The following is a 24,814-nucleotide window of genomic DNA, read 5'->3' on the forward strand; positions in this document are numbered from 1 at the left end:
CTATTGTTGTGTCCTGTTGTATCAAAATGACTGGGCAGTGAGATAAATCTCACGCACATTGACACAAAAATGCACAACCCAAAGACATAAAGATGATAAAAATCAATACGTCAATAAGTGATGCCCTAGCCAGAGGCAGGGCATCATAGGCGCTCTAAAGCGACTTGTCAAGCGTCGTCTTCTGTCGAAGAACTCACCTCAACGTCATCCGCTTCGCCATCCTCAGCGCTTGCTACACCCATGGTGAGCAAATTCTGCTCTTCCTGGCGCAAGCTTCGACGCTCTTGATGATAAGCAAGCCCCGTACCTGATGGGATCAAACGCCCAACAATCACGTTCTCTTTCAAACCATGCAGGTCATCGATGCTGCCATGAACGGCTGCTTCGGTGAGTACACGCGTGGTTTCCTGGAATGATGCAGCAGAAACAAACGACTCGGTTGCCAACGACGCCTTAGTAATCCCCATCAATACAGGTTCATAACGCACCGGTAATTTACCGCTGGCTTGCAACTGATCATTGACTTCGAGCACACGCTGGATATCAAGCTGCTCACCCTTAATCAAGGTTGATTCGCCTGCATCGCTAACTAATACTTTACGCAGCATTTGGCGCACGATGACTTCGATATGCTTGTCGTTGATCTTAACCCCTTGCAGGCGATAAACGTTTTGTACTTCTTTGACGATATGGGCCGCCAACTCGTGTACACCGCGCAAACGCAGGATGTCATGAGGTGTTGGTTCACCATCAGCGAGCAGCTCGCCTTGTTTGACCTGCTCACCCTCAAAGACATTCAAACGACGCCATTTCGGAATCAAAATCTCAAACGACTCACCGTCTTCACCAGTAATCACCAAACGTTGTTTGCCTTTGGTTTCTTTACCAAACGACACCACCCCGGTAATTTCTGCCAAAATCGCTGGCTCTTTCGGCTTACGCGCCTCAAAGAGATCAGCCACACGTGGCAAACCACCGGTGATATCGCCGGTTTTGCCCGATTCTTGTGGCATACGTGCTAATACGTCACCCACACGAATTTCTGCACCATCATTAATATTGATGATCGCGCCTGCTGGCAAGAAGTAGGTTACCGGTACATCCGAACCCGCCTGAGTGACCAGTTTGCCTTTTTTATCGACAAAATGGATCATCGGGCGCTTGTCTTTTGCCGCACTTGAGCGCTGCGTATTATCCATGACCGTTTGTACGGTCAAGCCCGTTTCCGGATCGGTTGAGCTTTGTACAGTCACGCCATCTTCGAAATCAGAAAACGTGGCAAAACCTTCAACCTCAGCCACGATCGGATGAGTATGCGGATCCCAAGTCGCTAACGTCTGCCCTTGAGTGACGCTATCACCATCATTGATGTTTAACGTTGCCCCATAGGAGATCTTATAACGCTCACGCTCGTGACCATTTTTATCGATAATCGACAATTCACCACTACGTGAGATCGCAACCAGCTTACCGTCTTTATTAATCACGGTTTTGATGTTCGTCAAACGCGCTGTACCGTTAGTCTTCACCTCGATACTACCAATCGAAGCCGAGCTTTGTGCTGCCCCACCGATGTGGAACGTACGCATCGTCAACTGAGTACCTGGCTCACCGATCGATTGCGCGGCGATAACCCCAACCGACTCACCAACGTTCGCTTTATGGCCTCGGGCCAAGTCACGTCCGTAACACTGTGCACACACACCCTTGCGCGATTCACACGTAATGACGCTGCGTACCACAACACGGTCAACACCGGCATTTTCCAACACTTCAATTTCTTGTTCGCCGAGCAGCGTATCAGCCTCAAGCGCGACTTCACCGCTGTTGTGATCCATCACCGGCTCGGCTAACACACGGCCCAACACACGGTCCGAAAGCTTCTCGACCACGTCGCCGCCTTCAACAACCGCCTGGATTTCCAAACCAGCGCGAGTACCACAATCTTGTTCGTTAACCACCACATCTTGCGCGACATCGACCAAACGACGGGTCAAATACCCTGAGTTTGCGGTTTTCAACGCGGTATCGGCCAAACCTTTACGCGCACCGTGGGTAGAAATAAAGTACTGCAGAACGTTCAAACCTTCACGGAAGTTCGCAGTGATCGGCGTTTCGATGATTGAACCATCCGGCTTAGCCATCAAACCACGCATCCCAGCGAGCTGACGAATCTGCGCCGCGCTACCACGCGCCCCAGAATCAGCCATCATAAACACCGAGTTAAACGAAGGCTGCTCAACTGTCTCGCCGTCTTTATTGGTGACTTCGATCTTGCCCAATTGACTCATCATCGCTTTCGCGACTTTGTCGTTGGTGCCTGACCAGATATCGATTACCTTGTTGTATTTCTCACCCTGGGTCAGCAAACCAGAATTATACTGGTGCTCGATGTCTTTAACTTCGTCTTCGGCTTTCTGCAAAATACCCGCTTTTTCATTTGGCACCACCATATCGGTCACCCCGATTGAGGTACCTGAACGGGTGGCGTAACGGAAACCGGTATACATCAACTGGTCAGCCAAGATAACCGTTTCTTTCAAGCCGACTTGACGATAACAGGCGTTAATCAGCGCAGAAATGGCTTTTTTCACCATTGGCTTATCGATGAGCGCATACGGCAAACCTTTCGGCAGAATTTGTGAGAGAAGCGCACGACCAACCGTGGTTTCTACACGCTTCACATACGGCTCTTCAGCGTCGAAGAACTGCAAACGCACTTGTATTTTGGCCTGCAAAGCAACATGACCCGCTTGGTAAGCGCGCTCAACTTCATCAATATCGGCAAAGCGCATGCCTTCGCCTTTAGCATTGATACGCTCTCGAGTCATGTAATACAAACCAAGCACCACGTCTTGTGATGGCACGATAATTGGCTCACCGTTCGCAGGGGACAAGATGTTGTTCGAACTCATCATCAATGCGCGCGCTTCGAGCTGCGCTTCGAGTGAGAGTGGTACGTGTACCGCCATCTGGTCACCATCGAAGTCAGCGTTAAACGCCGCACACACTAATGGATGCAACTGGATCGCTTTACCTTCGATCAAAATCGGTTCAAATGCCTGGATACCCAAACGGTGCAAGGTTGGTGCACGGTTGAGCATCACTGGGTGCTCACGGATCACATATTCCAACGCATCCCAGACTTCCGGCTCATCACGTTCAACCATCAGCTTCGCTGCTTTGATTGTTGGCGCCTGATCTTTTTCGATCAACTGCTGGAAGATAAACGGCTTAAAGAGCTCCAATGCCATGCGTTTTGGCAGACCACATTGGTGCAAACGCAGAGTAGGACCAACCACAATCACCGAACGGCCAGAATAATCCACCCGTTTACCGAGCAAGTTTTGACGGAAACGCCCTTGCTTACCTTTGATCATATCCGCCAAAGATTTCAACGGACGCTTGTTCGAGCCGGTCACAGTACGGCCACGACGACCATTATCGAGCAATGAATCTACGGCTTCTTGCAGCATGCGTTTTTCATTGCGCACGATGATATCCGGCGCAAACAGCTCCAACAAACGCTTCAAACGGTTGTTACGGTTGATGACTCGACGATACAGATCGTTCAAATCTGAAGTTGCAAAACGTCCAGAATCCAACGGCACCAACGGACGCAGATCCGGTGGCAATACTGGCAGGACTTCTAAAATCAGCCATTCTGGCTTATTGCCGGAAGCGTGCAACGCTTCCATCAACTTCAAGCGCTTAACAATACGCTTGCTCTTGGTTTCTGAATTGGTTTCCGCGAGCGCTTCACGCAAATCAGCGATTTCGGTTTCCAACTCCATATTCTTGAGAATATATTGGATCGCTTCGGCGCCCATCATCGCTTTAAATTCGTGACCGTACTCTTCGAGCGCCTGAATGTAAGCCTCTTCAGTGAGTAACTGATTTTTCTCTAATGGCGTCATACCCGGATCGAGCACGATAAACGACTCGAAATAAAGCACACGTTCGATTTCACGTAAGGTCAAATCGAGCAACAAACCAATGCGTGATGGCAATGATTTTAAGAACCAAATGTGTGCAACCGGAGTAGCTAAGTCGATATGACCCATACGCTCACGACGTACGCTCGATTTTGTGACTTCAACGCCACATTTCTCACACACCACACCACGATGCTTCAAGCGCTTGTATTTACCACACAAACACTCGTAGTCTTTCATCGGGCCAAAAATTTTCGCGCAGAACAAACCGTCGCGTTCTGGTTTGAACGTGCGGTAATTGATCGTTTCCGGCTTCTTCACTTCACCATATGACCACGAACGGATCATATCTGGTGAGGCTAAACCGATGCGGATACGGTCAAAATCATCAGCGTCGTCTTGCGGTTTAAAAAAGCTAACCAAATCTTTCATCATGATTTCACCTACCTATCGGTTATTCTTGTTCAAGTTCAATGTTGATCCCCAAGGCTTTGATTTCCTTGGTTAATACATTGAACGATTCCGGCATACCCGGTTCAATTTTCAGGTTGCCGTCAACAATGTTCTTATACATCTTGGTACGACCTTCCACATCATCAGATTTCACTGTGAGCATTTCCTGCAAGGTGTACGACGCGCCATAAGCTTCCAGCGCCCACACTTCCATTTCCCCGAAGCGCTGACCACCGAATTGTGCACGACCACCAAGTGGCTGCTGGGTGACCAGTGAATAAGGTCCCGTTGAACGGGCGTGCATCTTATCATCAACCAAGTGGTTGAGCTTGAGCATATACATATAGCCTACAGTGACATCACGCTCAAACGCTTCACCAGTGCGACCATCATAGAGCTTGGTTTGCCCACTAATCGGCAGCCCGGCCAACTCAAGCATACGCTGCACTTCTGCTTCCTGCGCACCGTCAAACACCGGCGTCGCCATCGGCACACCGGCGCGTAAGTTTTCACACAACGCATTAAATTCATCGTTTTTCAATGATTTTAAATTTTCGCGCTGGGTATCGTGGTTATACACCTGATCTAAATAGCCGCGCAGGTCTTTATTGCTCGCCTTTTCATCGAGCATCTTACCAATCTGCTGACCAATGCCGCGCGCTGCCCAGCCAAGGTGGGTTTCCAGCACCTGACCAATGTTCATTCGCGAAGGAACGCCCAATGGGTTAAGTACAATATCTACCGGTGTACCATCATCCATATATGGCATATCTTCCACCGGTACAATCATTGAGACCACACCTTTGTTCCCGTGGCGACCGGCCATTTTATCGCCTGGTTGTAAGCGACGCTTAACCGCGAGATAGACTTTAACCATCTTCAACACGCCTGGCGCCAAATCATCGCCTTGGGCAAACTTGTTTTTCTTCTCTTCGTAGTAGTCTTGCAGCTCTTTCCGTTTTTCGACCAGCAACTGATGCATGCCATCAAGCTGTTCGTTGATCTCGTTGTCTTGCAAACGGATATCGAACCACTGCTCTGGAGCCACTTCATCAAGCAACGCCTGATCAACCACATCGCCAGATTTACGCTTCGGTGCTTTCTTGACTTTCTGATCGAGCAACAAACGCGCCGCACGGTCTTGAATATCTTGTTCAAATACACGCAGGCGGTCTTTAATATCCTTAGCGATTGCCTCGATTTCCATATCTTCGATGTCTTGCGCACGCTGGTCTTTTTCCACCCCATCACGGGTGTAGACGCGTACATCAACCACGGTACCGTCCATGCCGGTAGACACACGTAGCGAGGTATCTTTCACATCAGAGGCTTTCTCACCAAAAATCGCGCGCAGCAATTTTTCTTCTGGTGATTGTGAGCGCTCACCTTTCGGGGTCACTTTACCAACCAGGATATCGCCAGCACGTACTTCCGCACCAATATGAACGATCCCTGTACCATCCAGTTTTGCTAACGCGCTTTCTTTAACGTTTGGAATATCGGCAGAAATTTCTTCAGGCCCAAGCTTAGTATCGCGCGCCACACAGGTTAATTCTTCAATATGAATGGTAGTGAAGCGATCTTCAGTCACCACACGCTCGGAAATCAAAATTGAGTCTTCGAAGTTGTAACCATTCCACGGCATGAATGCCACCAGCATGTTTTGCCCAAGCGCCAACTCACCGATATCGGTCGAAGGACCATCCGCGAGCACATCGCCACGCGCAACCACATCGCCCGGATTAACCAATGGTTTTTGGTTAATACAGGTGTTCTGGTTCGAGCGGGTGTACTTAGTAAGGTTATAAATATCAACCCCTAAACCACCAGCTTGCACTTCATCATCATTGGCTTTAACCACAATCCGTGAAGAATCGACAGAATCGATGACCCCACCACGTTCAGCGCGCACCAATACGCCCGAATCACTCGCCACCACACGTTCCATACCGGTACCAACCAAAGGTTTGTCCGCACGTAACGTTGGCACAGCCTGACGCTGCATGTTCGAGCCCATCAAAGCACGGTTCGCATCGTCGTGCTCCAAGAATGGAATCAATGAAGCCGCTACCGAAACGATCTGCTTCGGTGAGACGTCCATATACTGGATACGATCTGGCGTTGATAAGGTAAATTCGTTTTCCACACGGGTTGAGATCAACTCATCAACAAACGCGCCTTTGGCGTCCAAATGCGCATTCGCCTGAGCGATCACATATTTTGATTCATCAATCGCTGAGAGGTACTCAATCTCGTTAGTTACCTTGCCATCAACCACTTTGCGATATGGGGTTTCCAAGAACCCATAATCGTTGGTTTTCGCATAAACAGCGAGTGAGTTAATCAAACCGATGTTTGGCCCTTCTGGCGTTTCAATCGGACACAGGCGACCGTAGTGCGTTGGGTGCACGTCACGCACCTCAAAGCCTGCTCGCTCACGCGTCAAACCACCTGGGCCTAATGCTGAAATACGGCGCTTATGAGTGACTTCTGAGAGTGGGTTGTTTTGGTCCATAAACTGCGAGAGCTGTGATGAACCAAAGAATTCTTTAATCGCTGCGGCCACCGGCTTAGCATTGACCAGATCTTTCGGCGTCCAACCTTCAGTTTCAGCCTGAGTTAAGCGGTCTTTAACACTGCGCTCAAGACGAACCAAACCGATACGGAACGCGTTTTCAGCCATCTCGCCGACACAACGGATACGGCGGTTGCCTAAGTGGTCAATATCATCGACTGAGCCTGCACCGTCTTTAATCGCGATCAAGGTTTTGATCACATTAACGATGTCTTCTTTGCTCAATGTACCGCTACCTTCATCTGAAGGCAGGTCTAAGCGACGGTTGAACTTCATACGACCCACACGTGAAAGATCGTAGCGTTCTTCGTTAAAGAAGAGATTATCGAATAAGGTATCGGCCGCATCTTTGGTTGGTGGCTCGCCTGGGCGCATCATGCGATAAATTTCCGCGCGTGCTTCGAGCTCGCTGCTGGTTTCATCGCTGCGCAGGGTATCGGCAATATACGCACCACGGTCCAAATCATTGACATACAGGGTTTTGAAGCTTTTCACGCCCAATTCAATAAAGCGCTCAAGGAATTCTTCGGTCAACTCGGTATTCGCCGCTAAAATCAGCTCACCAGTTTCTTTATCGACCAAGTCACTCGCAAGCACCTTGCCTTCTAAGAACGAGGTTGGCACGATCTGCTTAGTGACGCCTGCTTCTTCAAGCTTGCGTACGTGACGTGAGGTTATGCGTTTACCAGCCTCAACCAGCACATCTTTACCGGCTACAATATCAAACGCTGCCACTTCGCCTTTGAAATGCTCTGGCTCAAACGCCATTTCAAATTTACCCGTCTTGCTGATTTTGAATTGCTGTGCGTCAAAGAATTGGGTGAGGATTTCTTCGCTGCTGTAGCCTAATGCACGCAGCAAAATAGTCACCGGCAACTTACGGCGGCGGTCAATACGACAATGCAGTAAGTCTTTAGCGTCAAACTCAAAATCCAACCATGAACCACGGTAAGGAATTACACGTGCGTTGAATAGTAATTTACCTGAGCTGTGGCTGGTGCCTTTATCATGGTCAAAGAACACCCCTGGTGAGCGGTGCAACTGAGACACGATCACGCGCTCAGTACCGTTGATGATGAAGGTACCGTTGTCGGTCATCAATGGGATTTCACCCATATAGACAGAATCCGACTCGATCACTTGCTTGAGTTTTTTCTTGGTGGAGTTTTTATCGTAGATCGCCAACTGCATACGCACACGCAAAGGCGAAGCAAAAGTTACGCCGCGCAACTGACATTCGCGCGCTTCAAACTCTGGTTTACCGAGATCATACCCACTGTAGCGGAGCTCAACCATGCTATTGTGGCTGATGATTGGGAAGATCGAGCGAAAGGCTTCTTCCAAACCAATTTCATCACGGGTTTGTGCGGTTTTGTTCTGCTGCAAAAAACCGTGATAAGAGTCGAGCTGCATGGAAAGCAAATACGGTGTTTCCAATACGGTAGGACGCTTACTAAAATTTTTACGGATGCGTTTCTTATCGGTAAACGAATAAGTCATGTGACAATTACCTCGAGCGTCTGAGCGCCAGTGGGCGCGGGGTTAATACAATGAAGGTGAGCGTTGATACGCATGCCAATCAACATAAATAAAGCTAATGTGGATTGGCATAAGCACCGCAAAGACGCGAAAAGGGCGCTCGCTCAAAGCCACGAGGGCGAAAGAGCGAGAACCCGTTAAGTATTAACGCTTAGCGCGTAACACTTTGTGCGTCAGATGACGGCCGATCACTTAAGTTCGGCTTTAGCACCTGCTTCTTCAAGTTGTGCTTTAATCTTGTCAGCTTCTTCTTTTTCAACGCCTTCTTTCAGGGTTGAAGGTGCGTCATCAACTGCTGCTTTAGCTTCTTTCAAGCCCAAGCCAGTGATTGCACGAACCGCTTTGATAACGGCTACTTTATTAGCGCCGGCATCAGCCAAGATTACGTCAAACTCAGTTTGCTCAGCAGCAGCTGCGCCAGCGTCGCCAGCAGCAGCAGGAGCCGCTGCAACAGCCGCAGCCGCAGTAACGCCAAACTTCTCTTCCATTGCTGAAATCAAATCAACAACGTCCATTACAGTCATCTCAGAAATGGCATTCAAGATGTCTTCTTTTGCAATCGCCATATCAATTACTCCAAATAAAAATGTTTAAACTGTTAAAAATACCCAACGACGCTTACGCCGCTTCCTTACTTTGGCGAACCGCCTCAACTGTGCGTACCAATTTACCTGGCACCTCGTTGAGGGTGCGAGCGAACTTATCAAGCGGCGCACGCATACAAGCCATAAGAAGAGCAATCGCTTCGTCTTTGGTCGGCAGCTTCGCCAAACGATCAAGTTCAGAACCCGGCATCACTTCCCCGGAAACACTCAAGAATTTAACAATTGCCTTGTCAACCTTGTCGTTTTCCTTGAGGAAATCGCGCCACAAACGCGCAGCAGAGCCAGGGTCTTCTTGCGAAAACGCCAGCACCAAAGGACCAACTAACTGATCAGCAACAACGCTGAATTCAGTGTCGGCCAAAGCGCGCTTAGCCAGGGTATTTTTAACCACACGCAGATAAACGCCGGTTTCGCGAGCACGCGCATGTAAGTCGGTCATCTGAAGCACGGACAGACCGTGGTATTCAGTGGCAACTAAAGCATGAGCGTTAGAAGCAATGTCATTAACTTCGCTAACAACGGCTTTTTTGCTGGTTAAATTTAATCCCATTCCACACTCCTTAAGGTGAGATCGGGTTACCCTTATCTGCATAACCTAAGTTATACAGCCCTTGGTATAGCCATGTTTCAGATAACTGAAGCTGACCTACCATCTATGCAGGAAATTAAGCGGTTAAGCACCTGCAGTCTTTGACGATAGCTGCGGCTGCAGCCATCCAAAGATCGGTTGTGTGCTGAGGTGTCTCAGCACAAAATTCATTAAGCGTCTAACTCTGAAGTATCGATGCTGACCCCAGGGCCCATCGTGGTTGACAGAGACGCTTTCTTCAAATAAACCCCTTTTGCAGCAGCTGGACGCAGTTTATTAACCTCTGCTACCAACGCTCTGAGGTTCTCAGCCAGTTTGGCTTCATCAAAATCTGCTTTACCGATAATGGCGTGTACAACCCCACCTTTATCCGCACGGAAACGTACTTGACCGGCTTTAGCATTGGTCACTGCAGTGCCCACATCAGGGGTTACGGTGCCAACTTTAGGGTTAGGCATTAAGCCTTTAGGCCCTAAGATTTGCCCTAACTGACCAACCACACGCATCGCTGCTGGTTCAGCAATCACTACGTCAAAGTCGCTACGACCGCCTTTGATTTCATCGGCCAATTCGTCCATACCAACGATGTCCGCACCAGCAGCTTTAGCCGCTTCAGCGTTGTCGTTTTGCGCGAATACAGCCACACGAACGGTTTTACCCGTGCCGTTTGGTAATACGGCAGCACCACGAACCACTTGGTCTGATTTACGTGGGTCGATGCCTAAGTTAATGCTTACATCAACAGATTCAACAAATTTGACGCTAGAGATTTCTTTAAGCAGGCTAAGCGCTTCATTCACACCATAAACTTTGCCAGCTTCTACTTTTTCGCGGTAGTTTTTTACGCGTTTGCTCAATTTTGCCATGGATTAACCCTCTACATTCAAGCCCATCGCGCGCGCACTACCAGCGATAGTACGAACGGCTGCATCCATATCGGCTGCAGTCAGGTCAGGTTTTTTCAGTTCAACAATTTCTTCGAGTTGTGCGCGGGTCACTGTACCGACTTTTTCGGTATTTGGACGACCACTACCCGACTTGATGCCTGCAGCTTTTTTCAACAAATAAGCAGCTGGTGGGGTTTTACTGATGAAGGTAAAGCTACGATCACTATAAACGGTGATCACAACCGGAATCGGCATACCCGCTTCTAATTGCTGGGTTTCCGCGTTAAATGCTTTACAAAATTCCATGATATTCACACCATGCTGACCCAGAGCAGGACCAACCGGTGGTGATGGATTCGCTTTGCCTGCAGGGATCTGCAGTTTGATATAGCCTGTAATTTTCTTAGCCATGTTTTCTCCTTAATGGGTGCAAGCGCCTTTCGGCTCCCCTGTTACACATCTTTCTCGACTTGGTGGAATTCCAAATCGACAGGTGTCGGACGCCCAAAGATGAGCACCGACACTTTCAGGCGGCTTTTTTCGTAGTGCACTTCTTCAACCGTGCCGATAAATTCAGCAAACGGCCCATCAATAATGCGTACTTCTTCGCCAACCTCAAATAAGGTTTTCGGACGTGGTTTCTCCACACCCTCTTCAATACGACGCATGATCGCGTCGACTTCATGCTGGGCAATCGGCGCCGGCTTTTCTGCCGTACCGCCCACAAACCCGGAAACTTTGCTGATGCTACGTACGACATGCCAAGTGGTCTCGTTCATGTCCATTTCTAACAACACATAGCCAGGAAAGAACTTACGCTGTGAGCTGCGTTTTTTGCCTTCCTTCATCTCCACCACTTCTTCTGATGGAATGAGAATCTCACCAAAGCTTTCCTGCAAGCCTTCTCGTTCGATTCGCTCGATTAGTGCACGTTTAACATGCTGCTCAAATTGCGAATACGTTTGTAATACATACCATGCTTTAGCCATTACATAATCCCACGAATAATCAGCGCCAAGAACCAATCAATAATACTGAGGAAGATCGCAAAAACTGCGACAATCGCCAGCACCATCAGTGTGGCTTTAACAGCCTCATCTTTGGTTGGCCAATGCAACTTACGCCACTCGATTCGCGCCCCTTTAAACAAAGACAGGATCTTCGAGCGATAGCCAGTCAACCACAAGCAACCTGCAGCCAACAGCAACGCAACCAAAACAACGCCAAAGCGCACATACCACGCTTCAGCGGCTAAAAACATAGAATCGATTAAATAAAACCCGCCCAAAAAGAACAGCACAGCCAATGCCGTGAACAGTCCATCTAAGGGTTTCTTTTTAACCTGTAGAGGTGATTGCTGCATGAGACTCTCTAATAATGGCAGGCGAAGAGGGACTCGAACCCCCAACCGACGGTTTTGGAAACCGCAACTCTACCAATTGAGCTATTCGCCTATTAAAATATTTTGACGTCAACGTCACAAGGGCGGTGGATTATACCACCGCCGCCTGTATTTGCAAGTGCTAAATAAACTTACTCGATAATGCTGGCAACAACGCCGGCGCCAACGGTACGACCACCTTCACGAATCGCAAAGCGTAAGCCTTCGTCCATCGCGATTGGGTTGATCAGGTTAACTTCCATTTTGATGTTATCGCCTGGCATAACCATTTCAACGCCTTCTGGAAGGATACATTCGCCAGTTACGTCCGTGGTACGGAAGTAAAACTGTGGGCGGTAGCCTTTGAAGAATGGGGTGTGACGGCCACCTTCGTCTTTAGACAGAATGTAGACTTCTGCTTCAAACTTGGTGTGTGGGGTAATGGTGCCTGGCTTAGCCAAGACTTGACCACGTTCAACGTCTTCACGCTTGGTACCACGTAACAGAACGCCTACGTTGTCCCCTGCTTGACCTTGGTCGAGCAATTTACGGAACATTTCAACACCGGTACAGGTGGTTTTGGTGGTTGGGCGGATACCGACGATTTCGATTTCTTCACCGACTTTAACCACACCGCGCTCAATACGACCAGTTACAACAGTACCACGGCCTGAGATTGAGAAGACGTCTTCGATTGGCATCAAGAATGGCTTGTCGATGTCACGCTCTGGCTCTGGGATGTATGAGTCTAAAGCATCAACGAGTTTCTCAATTGATGGAACACCAATGTCTGAGGTGTCGCCTTCGAGTGCTTTTAATGCTGAACCAATGATGATTGGTGTGTCATCACCTGGGAAGTCGTATTCGTTTAACAGGTCACGAACTTCCATTTCAACGAGTTCTAAGAGTTCTGCGTCGTCTACCATGTCGGCTTTGTTTAAGTAAACAACGATGTTAGGCACGCCTACCTGACGTGATAACAGGATGTGTTCACGAGTCTGTGGCATTGGGCCATCAGCGGCTGAACAAACCAGGATAGCGCCGTCCATCTGCGCCGCACCAGTGATCATGTTTTTAACATAGTCAGCGTGTCCTGGGCAGTCTACGTGTGCGTAGTGACGAGCTTCTGATTCATATTCAACGTGGGCAGTTGAAATGGTAATCCCACGAGCACGTTCTTCTGGTGCACCGTCAATCTGGTCGTATGCTGAGAATGAGCCACCAAAACGATCCGCACCAATCTTGGTTAATGCTGCTGTTAATGTGGTTTTACCGTGGTCAACGTGACCAATTGTGCCGACGTTAACGTGCGGCTTGGTGCGTTCAAATTTTTCCTTAGACATCGTAGACACCCCGTCGTGATTAAATAAAGAAGCTGGAGCCCATAACCGGATTTGAACCGGTGACCTCTTCCTTACCAAGGAAGTGCTCTACCGACTGAGCTATATGGACTGGACTTGATTTTGGAGCGGGTGATGGGAATCGAACCCACACCATCAGCTTGGAAGGCTGAGGTTCTACCATTGAACTACACCCGCAAGTTAATGGTGGAGGGGGTAGGATTCGAACCTACGAAGGCTGAGCCGGCAGATTTACAGTCTGCTCCCGTTGACCGCTTGGGTACCCCTCCGGTAAGAGGGACGCATCTTACCAGTAAAAGCGCCAATGTCAATCATTTTTAGCACTTTTCTGCGTAACAATAAAAAAACATTACCATTATTGGTCAGCAACCGCACCACTGCAGGGTTTGTAGCGCCCCTCACATACCCCTGAATGGTGAAAAATCGCTTTAAATTTTGCCCAGCACGATATTTAACATACGCCGCAACGGCTCAGCCGCACCCCACAGAAGCTGATCACCAACGGTGAACGCTGATAAATACTCACCACCCATCACCAGTTTGCGCAGACGCCCTATCGGCACATTGAGCGTTCCAGAGACCGCCGCCGGCGTGAGTTCATTGCTGCTATCAGCCTTATTATTCTCAACCACACGCACCCAATCGTTATGCTCAGCGAGCGCGACTTTAATCTCATCGAGTGGAATGTCGCGTTTGAGCTTAATGGTAAGCGCCTGGGCATGTGAACGCATCGCACCAATACGCACACACAAACCATCAATCAATACCGGATTGTCTTGTCGACCCATAATCTTATTGGCCTCAGCCTGTGCCTTCCATTCCTCACGACTTTGCCCACACTCGAGCTCACTATCAATCCACGGAATCAAACTGCCCGCCAATGGTGCGCCAAACTGTGTAGTATCAAGACCGCTGCGCAAAGTTTCTGTCACTTGGCGATCGATTTGCAAAATATCGCTGGCAGGATCTTCCAATAGGTCATGCACCCCGCGCTCAATCACCCCCATCTGCGTGACCAACTCGCGCATATGTTTCGCGCCACCGCCAGAAGCCGCTTGATAGGTCATTGGCGTAATCCATTCAACCCAGTCTTTGGCAAGTAGACCACCGATGGCTAACATCATCAACGAAACGGTGCAGTTCCCGCCGACAAAATCTTTTTTGCCTGCGGCAAGCGCCTGATCAATAACATCCCGATTAACCGGATCTAACACCACCACACTCTCTGGATCCATGCGCAACGCTGAAGCCGCATCAATCCAATAGCCCTGCCAACCCTTATCACGCAACGGCTGATGGATAGCTTTCGTATAATCGCCACCTTGGCAGGTGATGATGATATCCATCGCCGCGAGCGCATCAAGGTCATGCGCGTTTTGCAGCTTGGCGTTACTCGCGTACTCTGGTGCCGCCTGTCCGGCTTGTGAGGTGGAAAATAATGTTGTGTCAACACCGACGAAATCGTTCTCTTCATGCATTCGCCCAATTAAGACTGAGCCAACCATACCTCGCCAGCCGACGATACCTAATTTTTTCATCAATATTCCTTATTTATCTAGTGCCAATTCGGGTAAGAACAGAGCAATCTCTGGGAACATAATCAGCAACGCTGCAACCGACAATAATATTAAAATAAATGGCGGTGTTCCCTTAACCACTTCCCAATACGGACGTTTAAATACCGCAATCGCTGTAAAGATATCACAACCAAATGGCGGTGTCGCTGAACCAATAGCCACCTGCAAGGTAATAATGGTACCAACCAACACTTTATTCAAGTCAGTCGCTTCAATTAGCGGCATAAAAATCGGCACCAACACCAAGATCACCACGATTGGGTCAACAAACATACAGCCGATAAAGAAGGCGATAGAGATCGCAATTAACACACCCGTAGGTCCGGCACTTTCTAAACCAACCGCGCTAATTAAGGTGGCCGGGATATCGGCAAAGGAAATGACCCACGAAAACGCATTACCCGCTGCGACTAATATAAAGACAACTGAGGTAATCAAGCCGGTAGCGCGTGCGATATCGCCAAGATCACGCCAAGTCAGCGAGCGAAAGACGATGAATTCCAAGAAAATCGCATAGAGCACACAGAACGACGCCGCTTCGGTCGGGCTAAAGAAGCCGGTATAGATCCCGCCAACGATAATCACCGGGAAGCCTAACGGCCATAGCGCACGAACAACCGCCTCACCACGTTGCGCCCAGCTGTATTTTTCTTGCGTGGGCACGTCTTTGATTTTGGCGTAGATCACACAGTAAATACTGAACAAGACGAGGATTACCAACCCTGGGCCAACACCGGCTAAGAACAAATCAGCGATCGAGGTTTTTGCGACCACCCCGTAAATAATCATCCCGATTGAAGGCGGGATCAAAAAGGCAATGTCACTGGCGTTCACAATCAGCGCGAGCACAAACGAATCTTTATAGCCGGCTTGTAACATCCGTGGGCGCAGTGGTGAACCTACCGCGACCACCGTGGCCTGTGTTGAACCAGAAACCGCGCCAAACAACGTACAGGTTACCGCAGTACTCACCGCCAAGCCGCCGCGAATATGGCCGATAAACGTCATCACCATATCAATCAAACGACCGGCGCTTTGCCCCCGCGTCATGATATCGGCGGCGAGAATAAACATCGGTACCGCGATTAACGAGGTTGGTTTAATCCCTGCAACCATCTGCTGAATCATAAAGGTCAGACGACTAAAATCGCCATCAAACAGCCCCATAAAACCAATAAATGCCGCAACAATCAGTGGAATCATCATCGGGAAGCCGAGTAGCAGCAACACGATCATAGCGATAAGCATCCAAGTAATCATGATGGTTGCTCCTCTTGGTTATTTAGCTCTTCCACGACGCTGTTTTCCGCCTCAACATCTTCGTCGAGCATTTCCGTATATTCATCGGTATCACTGTAGCTGTCGTTATGTTTGATCGACAGATACACATCATCATCTTTAATGATATTGACCAACCCTGTGAGAAAATACTGTACCGCACACAAAAACAGCCCTACCGGCATCCAGATATACATCCAGAATTCTCGTATCCCCAGCGCCGGCAGTCTTCTTGGGCTATTCATTTGATCGATTAAATAAACGCCTGCATACCAGGTCAGCAAAAATAAAAATGCTGCCGTGGTAAAGGAAATCACAATCATCAATATGTTTCGCGGCCCATCTGGCACCATATCGTAAAATGCCGTCATACGAATATGTCGCCCCTCACGTTTGGCGTAGCTAATGCCAGCGAATGTGACCAGGACAATCAACATCGCATTGACTTCTTCAGCAAAGAACAAACCATGATCAAAAAGTGAGCGTCCTATGGCATTGGCTACTGAGTTAATCGCCATCGCGAAAATCCCAATCACCAAGACAACGCCTTCAAGCAAGGCAATCTTATCGTCAATGGCGTACATGATATTTTTAATTCTATTCTTACTGGCCAAGTTTTCTCTCCTTATGGCTTTGCCCAACCTTAATAAGGTTTGAGCATGGGGCAACCGAATAGGCTATACACATCACGTTTCAACCTCTTCCCTTCGTGCTGGCTCTATAAAACACAAAAGCCCGATGCGACAACCTGTCACACCGGGCTTTAAGACCCTAAGTGGGCAATCGATAATTACTGTACGGCATCCAAATCAGCTTTAAATGCTTCGAGTAACTTTTTACCACGCTCACCAGCTTGTTCAATATAAATCGCTTCAACGTCTTCACGGGTATCGATAAAGGCTTGACGTTGTTCGTCTGTCAGCTCTACGACTTCAATCTCAGGCTTTTTCTCTTGAATATTAGCCAACGATTTCTCGCCGAGACCTTTCTGATAGTCAACGATTTCGTCAAAAGCAGCGCTCATCCCATCAGCAATCAACTGCTGGTCTTCTTCTGAAAGCCCTTGATAGAAATCCTGGTTTGCCATCACAGCGGTGGTGAAGTTGTTATGACCAGTAAAGGTGATTACGTCAGTCACTTCATACAGCTTCGCTGAATCTACCCAGAACAGTGGGTTTTCCTGGCCTTGGACGATGTTGGTTTGTAGCGCACCATACACTTCACCCCATGGCAAAGGGGTTGGTGTCGCACCAAACGCTTTATAGGTTTCAACCACTAATGGGTTGGTCATCACGCGGATTTTCATCCCTTCAAATTCTTCCGGTGAGGTAAACGGTTCTTTCGTGGTAATCACCAATTCACCTTCTGGAAACATCTTCAACAAGGTTAAGCCTTGCTCGGCATAAATGGCTGGGAACTCGTCGTTAATCACTTTCGACTCACGGAAGAATTTTACCAACTTATCGTGCTCTGTCGGCTGCAAATAAGGGACAAAGAAGATTTGCGCTTCAGGGATCAACGAACCAGTAAAGCCTGGAGACTGATCAACGAATTCGATAATACCGGCTTGTGCTTGCTCAAGCGCATCATCAGACTCGCCGAGTGTACCGTATGGGTAAATCTTGATGTCGTGATCAGAGTTTTCTTCCACATAATTTTTAAATGATTGTGCGAAAACGCCCTGCACGTCATCCATGGACTCCTCAATCGCGTATTTCCATGTATCACCCATAGCACTGGCACTGGTTAATGCAGCAATAGCCGTTGTCAGTAAAATCTTGTTCATAAGCACTCCTTTAAGGTGTTTTAACTAAGACTAAAACAACTTAACATAGCCACTTAGCAATATAAACCGAACCCTAAGCTAAAAGCGGCTTATTGATCGCAAACATTACCTATAATTTAGGTTTTTTACGCTTAATTTTCAACCAATAATAAACTAAAAAGCGATATATTAATAAAAAGCAAAGAAAAAACATTACCATCACCAATGTCTCGACAATTGCGCTACACTGCATAGGCATCACTCCATAAAGCAACACAACGATTCGGAGGTTTTGTGCCATCATTTGAAGAGCTTATCACCTTTACCCAAGCCATACGCCACCGCCTGCACCAGCAACCTGAACTGGGCTGGCAGGAACACAACACCGCCGCTTATATTCGCGAGGTACTCAGCGAACACGGTATTGAATGGCAGGCGCTAGCCGAAACCGGCACCATTGCCACCCTGGCACCAAATGCGCCAGGAGAGATGATTGCCTTACGTGCTGATATCGACGGCCTGCCGATTAGCGAACAAAATAACCTGCCTTGGCGTTCACAGACTACCGATACTATGCATGCCTGTGGCCATGATGGCCACAGCGCCACCTTAATCGCCACCGCAATCTGGCTCAAACAACACGAAGATCAGCTGCCACAGCCAGTTCGCTTGGTGTTCCAACCGGCCGAAGAAGGCGGACATGGCGCTAAAGCGATGATTGAAGCTGGCGCACTCAAAGATGTGTCACGGATTTATGGCTGGCATAATTGGCCAGCGATTCCTTTTGGCCAAGCGGTCTGCCCAGATGGCGCGGTGATGGCGGGTAATGGTACGTTTAACATCACAATTCAGGGCAAAGGCGGTCACGCCAGCCAGCCTGAGCAATGCGCCGACCCAGTGCTTGCCGCTTCTGCTATTGTGCTTAACTTACAGCAGATTGTTGCACGACGAATCGCGCCCCAGCATAAAGTTGTAGTTAGCGTCACCGGATTTGACGCACCAAGCGCCGATACCGTAATCCCTGAAACCGCCAAACTCAATGGTTGTATTCGCCTAGCTGACACCACACAACGCGCGCAGATTAACGCGCTCATCAGCGAAATTGTTGCGCAAACCGCTTTAAGTTATGGTGTGCAAGCAGAAGTCATCCATCACAACCGCTACCAAGCAACCGTTAATGAAGCTAACACCGCTAAACACATGCGTGAGGCAATTGCACTAGAACTAGGTGATAGCTGGCAAAGCCCACAACTACTGCCGATTATGGCCTCAGAAGACTTTAGCTATTACGGCCGAGAAATCCCTGCTGCCTTTGCCTTGATTGGCGCTGGAATAGGCGATAATGATCCGGCGTGCCATAGTCCAATCTATGATTTTAATGATGACCTTATCCCGGTTGTCACAAAGCTTTATTGCCGCCTTGCAGGGCTGCCAATCAGCACAAAATAAAGCGCTTAATAGCGCCTTTGTTTATCTTAGTGATTTGCCGCATGTGGATTAAACTGGTACCGTAGATTTATATTCGCCAACTTTTATTGCAATACTTTATTGATAAATAAGGAGTTAATGATGGATATCTTTACCCGGTATGAATCTGAAATTCGTGGCTACTGTCGCGCCAACCCTGTCGTATTCGATCGCGCAGAAAATGCAGAGATGTTTGATGAAGACGGCAACCGCTTTATTGATTTCTTTGCCTGCGCAGGCGTGCTCAACTATGGACACAACAACCCAAAACTCAAAGCCGCAATGCTTGAGTACATCCAGCGCAATGGCATTACCCACAGCTTAGACCTCTTCACCAAAGCCAAACGTGAATTTATCGAGACGTTTGTTAACACAATCTTGAAACCACGCAACATGGATTACAAACTCCAGTTCATGAGCCCAACCGGCACGAATGCGATTGAAGCAGCGCTCAAACTCGCGCGTAAAGTCACTGGTCGTCGGCAAGTAGTTGCCTTTACCAACGCTTTCCACGGCATGTCCTTAGGCGCACTCGCTGCCACCGGTAATAACCATTTCCGTCAAGCCGCTGGCGTGCCACTCGAAAACGTGGTTCATTTACCATTTGAAACCGCACCAGGCGGTGGTATCGAACAAATCAAAGCCTACGGCAAGCAATTACACGACACCTCTTCAGGCTTGGAAAAACCAGCCGCGTTCTTGGTTGAGCCGATTCAGGCTGAGGGTGGCGTGAATGTTGCAAGCAAAGAATGGTTGCACGCGGTGCAAGCTTTGGCCAAGGAAACCGAGGCGTTGTTTATCTTAGATGACATCCAGGCTGGCTGCGGACGCACCGGCAGCTTCTTTAGCTTTGAAGCATTTGATCTTGATCCAGACATCATCACCTTAGCGAAAGGGATTGGTGGCTACGGTACAGCGTTGGCAATGAACCTTAACAAACCAGAACACGACAAACATTGGCTCCCCGGCGAGCACACCGGGACATTCCGCGGTCAGGACTTATCGTTTGTCGCCGGCAAAGCGTCCTTTAGCTTCTACGAAAACGACGAGTTTAACAATGAAACCCTGCGTAAAGGCAACAAACTTCGTGCTGCCTTAGAAGACATCGCTAAAGCCTATCCAGAGCAAGTCGCTGCGGTACGTGGTCGTGGGATGATTCTCGGCATCGATTTTGGCGATGGTGCATTGGTGAAGAAAATTGCTGACCAATGCTTTAAGCATCGCCTGATTATCTGTCCTTGTGGCACAGGCGGCAGGGTGGTCAAGCTGATTCCACCACTGACGATCGAAGATAGCGTTCTTGATGAAGGGATCGCGCTATTCCGTCAAGCCGTTGATGCGGCTATCGCTAGTTAATCACAGAGGAGAAGCTGAATATGCGCGCACGCGATGATATGACGTTTCCGTTCGCCGAATACGAGCGGCGAATCGGCGAACTCCGCCAACGTATGGCGGATCGACTACTTGATGCGGTGATCATTTCTGATCCGGAAAACCTCTTTTACCTCACTGATTATCAAACCACCGGGTATTCTTTCTTTCAGGCGCTTGTTGTACCTTTAGAGAAAGAGCCGTTTATGGTCACCCGTTATCTCGAAGACAGTAATGTAGTGGCGCGCACTTGGGTGGAAATCTCACGCCCCTTCCAAGACAGCGGCGATGCCATTCAATCTTTAGTTGATGGCCTACGCGAATTTGGCCTCGCAGATAAGCGTGTGGGGTATGAACGTAACAGCTATTTTTTCCCCGCTTACCAGCAAGACCGCATGCACACCGCGCTCCCTGATGGCTATTTGCTCGATTGCTTCGGCATCGTTGAAGAGGGTCGAGCATGTAAATCTGCGGTGGAAATTGAGCTGATGCACCGTGCCGCGACGGCAACCATTGCCGGTATGCGTGCGGGTTATGAAGCGTGTATGCCTGGGGTTACCGAAAATGATGTTGCTGGCGAGGTTTCGCGCGCGATGTTTCAAGCTGGTGGAGAGTTTCCTGCTGTGATGCCATATATCACCTCCGGACCACGCACCATGATTGGCCATGCCACTTGGGAAGGTCGTGAATTGCAAGCCGGCGAGCATGTCTTTTTAGAGCTCGGCGGCTGTGTGCGTCGTTACCACACAGCGATGATGCGTACTGTGATTCTCGGTGAGTTATCTGACAGTATGTATCAGGCGCAGGAAACGATGAAATTGGCGTTGCGCGAACTACGCCACAATCTGCGTCCGGGGCTAACCGTTTCCGCAGCGGATAAAATTGCTCGCGACATCATCACTGACAACCAAGTTGGCGCACGCTTGATTACCCGCTCTGGCTACTCAATCGGCATCGCTTTCCCACCCAGCTGGGATGAAGGCTATATCATCAGTCTTGGACAGGGTGATAGCCGCGTATTGAAACCGGGCATGACCTTCCACCTAATCCCGTGGATGTGGGGCGTTGATGGCGATAAAACCTGTGGCATATCAGATACGGTATACATCACAGAAACTGGCTGCGAATCGTTCTTTAATTTCTCAGAAGATTTCCATGTCAAACCAGTTGCAAGCGCGAAGGAGGCATCATGAGTTTACGCGTGATCAACCCCAGCAACGGGCAATTACTCCACGAATACCCCACTTTAGATGATGCCACCATCGAAGAACGCATCAGTCGCGCGCACAGCGCGTATCAGCAATGGAAACAAACCAGCTTTGCCGAACGTGGCGCATTGCTCAAACACGTCGCCAAGCTGATGCGCGAAGACCGCGAGCGTTTGGCGCTGTTGATGACCGATGAAATGGGTAAACCAATTAACGAAGCGCGTGGCGAAGTCGATAAAGCCGCGTGGTGCGCCGAACATTACGCTGATCACGCTGAAGACTATTTAGCGCGCGAAACCATCGCCTCTGATGCCGCGCTCAGCTACGTGCAGTATCTGCCAATTGGCGTGGTTTTAGGCATCCTGCCGTGGAACGCGCCGTTTTGGTTGGCACTCCGCTTTTCAGCACCTGCGCTAATGGCAGGCAACACCTGCGTGATGAAGCATGACCCGCACACCCCCGCCTGTAGTGTGGCGATTGCTGAGCTATTTGTTCAAGCCAGCCGTGAATGTGGCGCACCTGCCGATTTACTGCTCGATCTGCCTTTAGAAAATGCGGCTGTTGCCGGCGTGATCGCTGATGATCGCGTGCAAGCGGTTTCGTTTACAGGCTCTTCAGCAGCCGGTAGTAAAGTTGCCTCTATGGCCGCTGAAGCGATCAAACCAGCCGTCTTAGAGCTCGGTGGTTCGGATCCTTGTATTGCCTTAAAAGACGCCAACTTAGAAAAAGCCGCCGATGTAATTACACTCTCGCGCATCATCAACGCAGGGCAATCGTGCATTGCCGCTAAGCGGATCTTGGTTGATAAAGCGGTCTATCCTGAGCTGCTTGATAAACTCAAAACCCGTTTAGCCGCGCTGAAAATGGGCGATCCACGTGAAGAAGATACCCGCATTGGGCCGATTGCGCGCGCGGATTTACGCGACAACTTGCACCGTCAGGTACAAAAAAGCGTTGAAGCGGGCGCCAAGCTAATCCTTGGTGGGGAACTGCCGGAAGGTGATGGCTTTTTCTACCCTGCTACCCTACTCGCGGATGTCAGCCCAGAGATGACCGCAGCCTGCGAAGAAACCTTTGGTCCGGTGATGGTAGTGATGCCAGTTGCAGACGCTGATGAGGCGCTGCGTATTGCTAACGACACACCCTACGGTCTGGCTGCCAGCGTGTGGGGCGATCGAGATACCGCTGAAGCGATGGCTGCGAAAATCGAAGCCGGGCAAGTCTCGATTAACGGGATTGTTAAAACCGATCCTCGCTTGCCATCAGGTGGAATTAAGCGTTCTGGCTATGGCCGTGAACTCGGTCCGCATGGGATTAAGATGTTCGTTAACGCACAACAAGTGTGGATCAGCGAATAAGTTCGTCTTAACTAGCCACACAAACATAAGGGGCTATCATCGATAGCCCCTTTTTTTATGATCAACGCAGTTTATTGTTCACTCTATCTGTGTACTACCACCAAGGGCAAGCGCGAGATCAACGCTGGTGCTCAGTTGGTTATGTCGATTAGCGAGTAGTGCTAATTCAGCATCTCGTGCGCTTTGTTCAGCATCGAGTAAGGTTTGCATGCTGTCAGCGCCTAATTCATAACGCGCGCGTACTTGCGAAGTTAAGCGTTTGGCGCGAGCAAGCTGTTCGCTTAACAGCGCTTCTTCACTAACGTAGTGCTGCTGATTGAGCAGCGCGCTATTAACGTCTTTCATCGCGCTGTAGAGGCTTTTTTCAAAATTGGTTAGCGCCTGCTGGTAGCTTAACTCCTGCTGTTTTTTGGCAAGCACGAGCTGCCGACTGTTTAAAAATGGCAAACTGATATTTAGGCCAAGATTGCCGATCGGATTGCTGAGTATTTCACCAAGGTTGACCCCACCAGCAGAAAGTCCACCATTGAGGTTGATCTCTGGATAAAACGCACGCTCGGCAATCACCACTTCGCCAAGCTGCTGTTGCAATCGGTATTGCGCAGCGCGTAAATCCGGACGCTGTCGCAACAGTGTTGCTGGTAGTGGTAGGTAGCGTGAGGGCAGCGTAATATCTTCGAGCGACGCAGGGTTAACCGCCAAACGCTGCGGCGCTTCGCCTAAAAGCAGGCTAAGCTGCATCAGCTGTTCGCTGCGCGCTTTCTCTAACCCTTCTTTATTGATCGCTAACTGCGCCAGGCTTTGCTCACTGCGCGTGACTTCCATGTGCGCGACATTACCGAGTTCGTAGCGCGCTCGCATCCGCTCAAGGCTATCGCGGCTATAGGCAAGATTACGTTCATAAAAGCACAACTGTTCGTCGATCCAGGCAAGATTTATATAAGCGCGCACCACATCCGCTGTGACACTCAGGCGCGCAGCGAGCAAATCTTCACTGCTCGCCTCAGCGCTCCACTGCGCCATATCTTCGCTCACACTGAGTTTTTGCCATAAATCGACTTGGTAACTGGCGCTCAATCCACTGCTAAAGGATTGATTATTTGAACGATTGTCAAAGTTACGATTGGCCGAAGCGCCCAAGCTGCCATTAAATTGCGGCTCTTGGCTGCGCGTACTTTGGGTGACCGCCAACTGCGCCTTTTGCCAATTTAGGGCTGCGCTGCGCAGATCTTGATTGTGCGCTAAAGCGCGTTGAATGAGTTGATCAAGCGCGGCACTCTCATAAGCTTGCCACCATTGTTGCTCTGCGGTGGCCTGCTGTTCGGCAACGGCAAATAGCCAATCTTGTGGCACCGCTATGCTTGCGACATCCTCTTGTGATGAACGCATGTCAAGCGACGCACAACCGGCTAGCAACAGTGCGACCGTGATCTTGATCGGTAGATGAAGAAATAGTGGTGTCATA

The 24,814-nt window shown here is 49.3% G+C and carries 18 protein-coding genes and 4 tRNA genes; 4 read left to right on the forward strand and 18 right to left on the reverse strand.

The features are described from left to right. Window positions 1-167: 167 nt before the first annotated feature. From rpoC to dctP, 17 genes are all read right to left on the reverse strand, one after another. Window positions 168-4,367, reverse strand: coding sequence for a DNA-directed RNA polymerase subunit beta' (rpoC, locus tag L0B52_RS05260; protein ID WP_311195351.1), 4,200 nt, complete (start codon window positions 4,365-4,367; stop codon window positions 168-170). 22 nt (window positions 4,368-4,389) lie between these two features. Continuing rightward, a complete protein-coding gene (gene rpoB, locus L0B52_RS05265; RefSeq protein WP_235063696.1) occupies window positions 4,390-8,463 on the reverse strand; it encodes a DNA-directed RNA polymerase subunit beta in 4,074 nt (1,357 codons plus the stop codon). Between the two features lie 227 nt (window positions 8,464-8,690). Continuing rightward, complete coding sequence (gene rplL / locus L0B52_RS05270; RefSeq protein ID WP_235063697.1) at window positions 8,691-9,068, reverse strand: 50S ribosomal protein L7/L12; 378 nt, start codon at window positions 9,066-9,068, stop codon at window positions 8,691-8,693. 52 nt (window positions 9,069-9,120) lie between these two features. Beyond that, window positions 9,121-9,657, reverse strand: coding sequence for a 50S ribosomal protein L10 (gene rplJ / locus L0B52_RS05275; RefSeq protein WP_235063698.1), 537 nt, complete (start codon window positions 9,655-9,657; stop codon window positions 9,121-9,123). A gap of 209 nt (window positions 9,658-9,866) precedes the next feature. After that, complete coding sequence (rplA, locus tag L0B52_RS05280; RefSeq protein ID WP_235063699.1) at window positions 9,867-10,562, reverse strand: 50S ribosomal protein L1; 696 nt, start codon at window positions 10,560-10,562, stop codon at window positions 9,867-9,869. Between the two features lie 3 nt (window positions 10,563-10,565). Next, window positions 10,566-10,994 carry a 50S ribosomal protein L11 gene (gene rplK, locus L0B52_RS05285; RefSeq protein WP_235063700.1) on the reverse strand — a complete coding sequence of 143 codons (429 nt, stop codon included), beginning with the start codon at window positions 10,992-10,994 and terminating at the stop codon, window positions 10,566-10,568. 41 nt (window positions 10,995-11,035) lie between these two features. After that, a complete protein-coding gene (gene nusG / locus L0B52_RS05290) occupies window positions 11,036-11,572 on the reverse strand; it encodes a transcription termination/antitermination protein NusG (protein WP_235063701.1) in 537 nt (178 codons plus the stop codon). Continuing rightward, window positions 11,572-11,946 carry a preprotein translocase subunit SecE gene (gene secE / locus L0B52_RS05295; protein ID WP_235063702.1) on the reverse strand — a complete coding sequence of 125 codons (375 nt, stop codon included), beginning with the start codon at window positions 11,944-11,946 and terminating at the stop codon, window positions 11,572-11,574. The genes nusG and secE overlap by 1 nt, the downstream gene beginning before the upstream one ends. 15 nt (window positions 11,947-11,961) lie before the next feature. Then, window positions 11,962-12,037, reverse strand: a tRNA-Trp gene (locus tag L0B52_RS05300). Window positions 12,038-12,116: 79 nt separating this feature from the next. Further along, on the reverse strand, window positions 12,117-13,307 hold the full coding sequence (tuf, locus tag L0B52_RS05305) for an elongation factor Tu (protein ID WP_235063691.1): 1,191 nt from the start codon (window positions 13,305-13,307) through the stop codon (window positions 12,117-12,119). A 33-nt stretch (window positions 13,308-13,340) separates the two neighbouring features. Further along, window positions 13,341-13,416 (reverse strand) — tRNA-Thr (locus tag L0B52_RS05310). A gap of 12 nt (window positions 13,417-13,428) precedes the next feature. Next, window positions 13,429-13,502 (reverse strand) — tRNA-Gly (locus tag L0B52_RS05315). A gap of 7 nt (window positions 13,503-13,509) precedes the next feature. Further along, window positions 13,510-13,594, reverse strand: a tRNA-Tyr gene (locus tag L0B52_RS05320). A gap of 159 nt (window positions 13,595-13,753) precedes the next feature. Continuing rightward, window positions 13,754-14,863: an aspartate-semialdehyde dehydrogenase gene (gene asd, locus L0B52_RS05325; protein ID WP_235063703.1), complete on the reverse strand. Its 1,110-nt coding sequence runs from the start codon at window positions 14,861-14,863 to the stop codon at window positions 13,754-13,756. A 9-nt stretch (window positions 14,864-14,872) separates the two neighbouring features. Beyond that, complete coding sequence (locus tag L0B52_RS05330) at window positions 14,873-16,162, reverse strand: TRAP transporter large permease (RefSeq protein ID WP_235063704.1); 1,290 nt, start codon at window positions 16,160-16,162, stop codon at window positions 14,873-14,875. After that, a complete protein-coding gene (locus L0B52_RS05335) occupies window positions 16,159-16,794 on the reverse strand; it encodes a TRAP transporter small permease (RefSeq protein WP_235063705.1) in 636 nt (211 codons plus the stop codon). Before L0B52_RS05335 ends, L0B52_RS05330 begins: the two co-directional genes overlap by 4 nt. A 176-nt stretch (window positions 16,795-16,970) precedes the next feature. Then, on the reverse strand, window positions 16,971-17,966 hold the full coding sequence (gene dctP / locus L0B52_RS05340) for a TRAP transporter substrate-binding protein DctP (protein ID WP_235063706.1): 996 nt from the start codon (window positions 17,964-17,966) through the stop codon (window positions 16,971-16,973). Window positions 17,967-18,239: 273 nt separating this feature from the next. Here dctP and doeB2 point away from each other — a divergent pair, with 273 nt between their 5' ends. From doeB2 to L0B52_RS05360, 4 genes are all read left to right on the forward strand, one after another. Further along, the gene (doeB2, locus tag L0B52_RS05345) at window positions 18,240-19,394 is read left to right on the forward strand and encodes a N(2)-acetyl-L-2,4-diaminobutanoate deacetylase DoeB2 (protein WP_235063707.1); all 1,155 of its coding nucleotides are present in this window, start codon (window positions 18,240-18,242) and stop codon (window positions 19,392-19,394) included. A 120-nt stretch (window positions 19,395-19,514) separates the two neighbouring features. Beyond that, window positions 19,515-20,768 (forward strand): diaminobutyrate--2-oxoglutarate transaminase, encoded by a 1,254-nt coding sequence (gene ectB / locus L0B52_RS05350; RefSeq protein WP_409202324.1) that lies wholly within the window; start codon window positions 19,515-19,517, stop codon window positions 20,766-20,768. A 20-nt stretch (window positions 20,769-20,788) separates the two neighbouring features. Beyond that, window positions 20,789-21,976 carry an ectoine hydrolase gene (gene doeA / locus L0B52_RS05355; RefSeq protein WP_235063709.1) on the forward strand — a complete coding sequence of 396 codons (1,188 nt, stop codon included), beginning with the start codon at window positions 20,789-20,791 and terminating at the stop codon, window positions 21,974-21,976. Beyond that, a complete protein-coding gene (locus L0B52_RS05360) occupies window positions 21,973-23,349 on the forward strand; it encodes an NAD-dependent succinate-semialdehyde dehydrogenase (protein WP_235063710.1) in 1,377 nt (458 codons plus the stop codon). The genes doeA and L0B52_RS05360 overlap by 4 nt, the downstream gene beginning before the upstream one ends. A 78-nt stretch (window positions 23,350-23,427) precedes the next feature. Here the strand turns inward: L0B52_RS05360 and L0B52_RS05365 are convergent, their stop codons facing one another. Then, window positions 23,428-24,813: an efflux transporter outer membrane subunit gene (locus L0B52_RS05365; RefSeq protein ID WP_235063711.1), complete on the reverse strand. Its 1,386-nt coding sequence runs from the start codon at window positions 24,811-24,813 to the stop codon at window positions 23,428-23,430. Window position 24,814: the final 1 nt, after the last annotated feature.

The organism is Suttonella sp. R2A3, from assembly GCF_021513215.1.
Lineage (GTDB): Bacteria > Pseudomonadota > Gammaproteobacteria > Cardiobacteriales > Cardiobacteriaceae > JAHUUI01.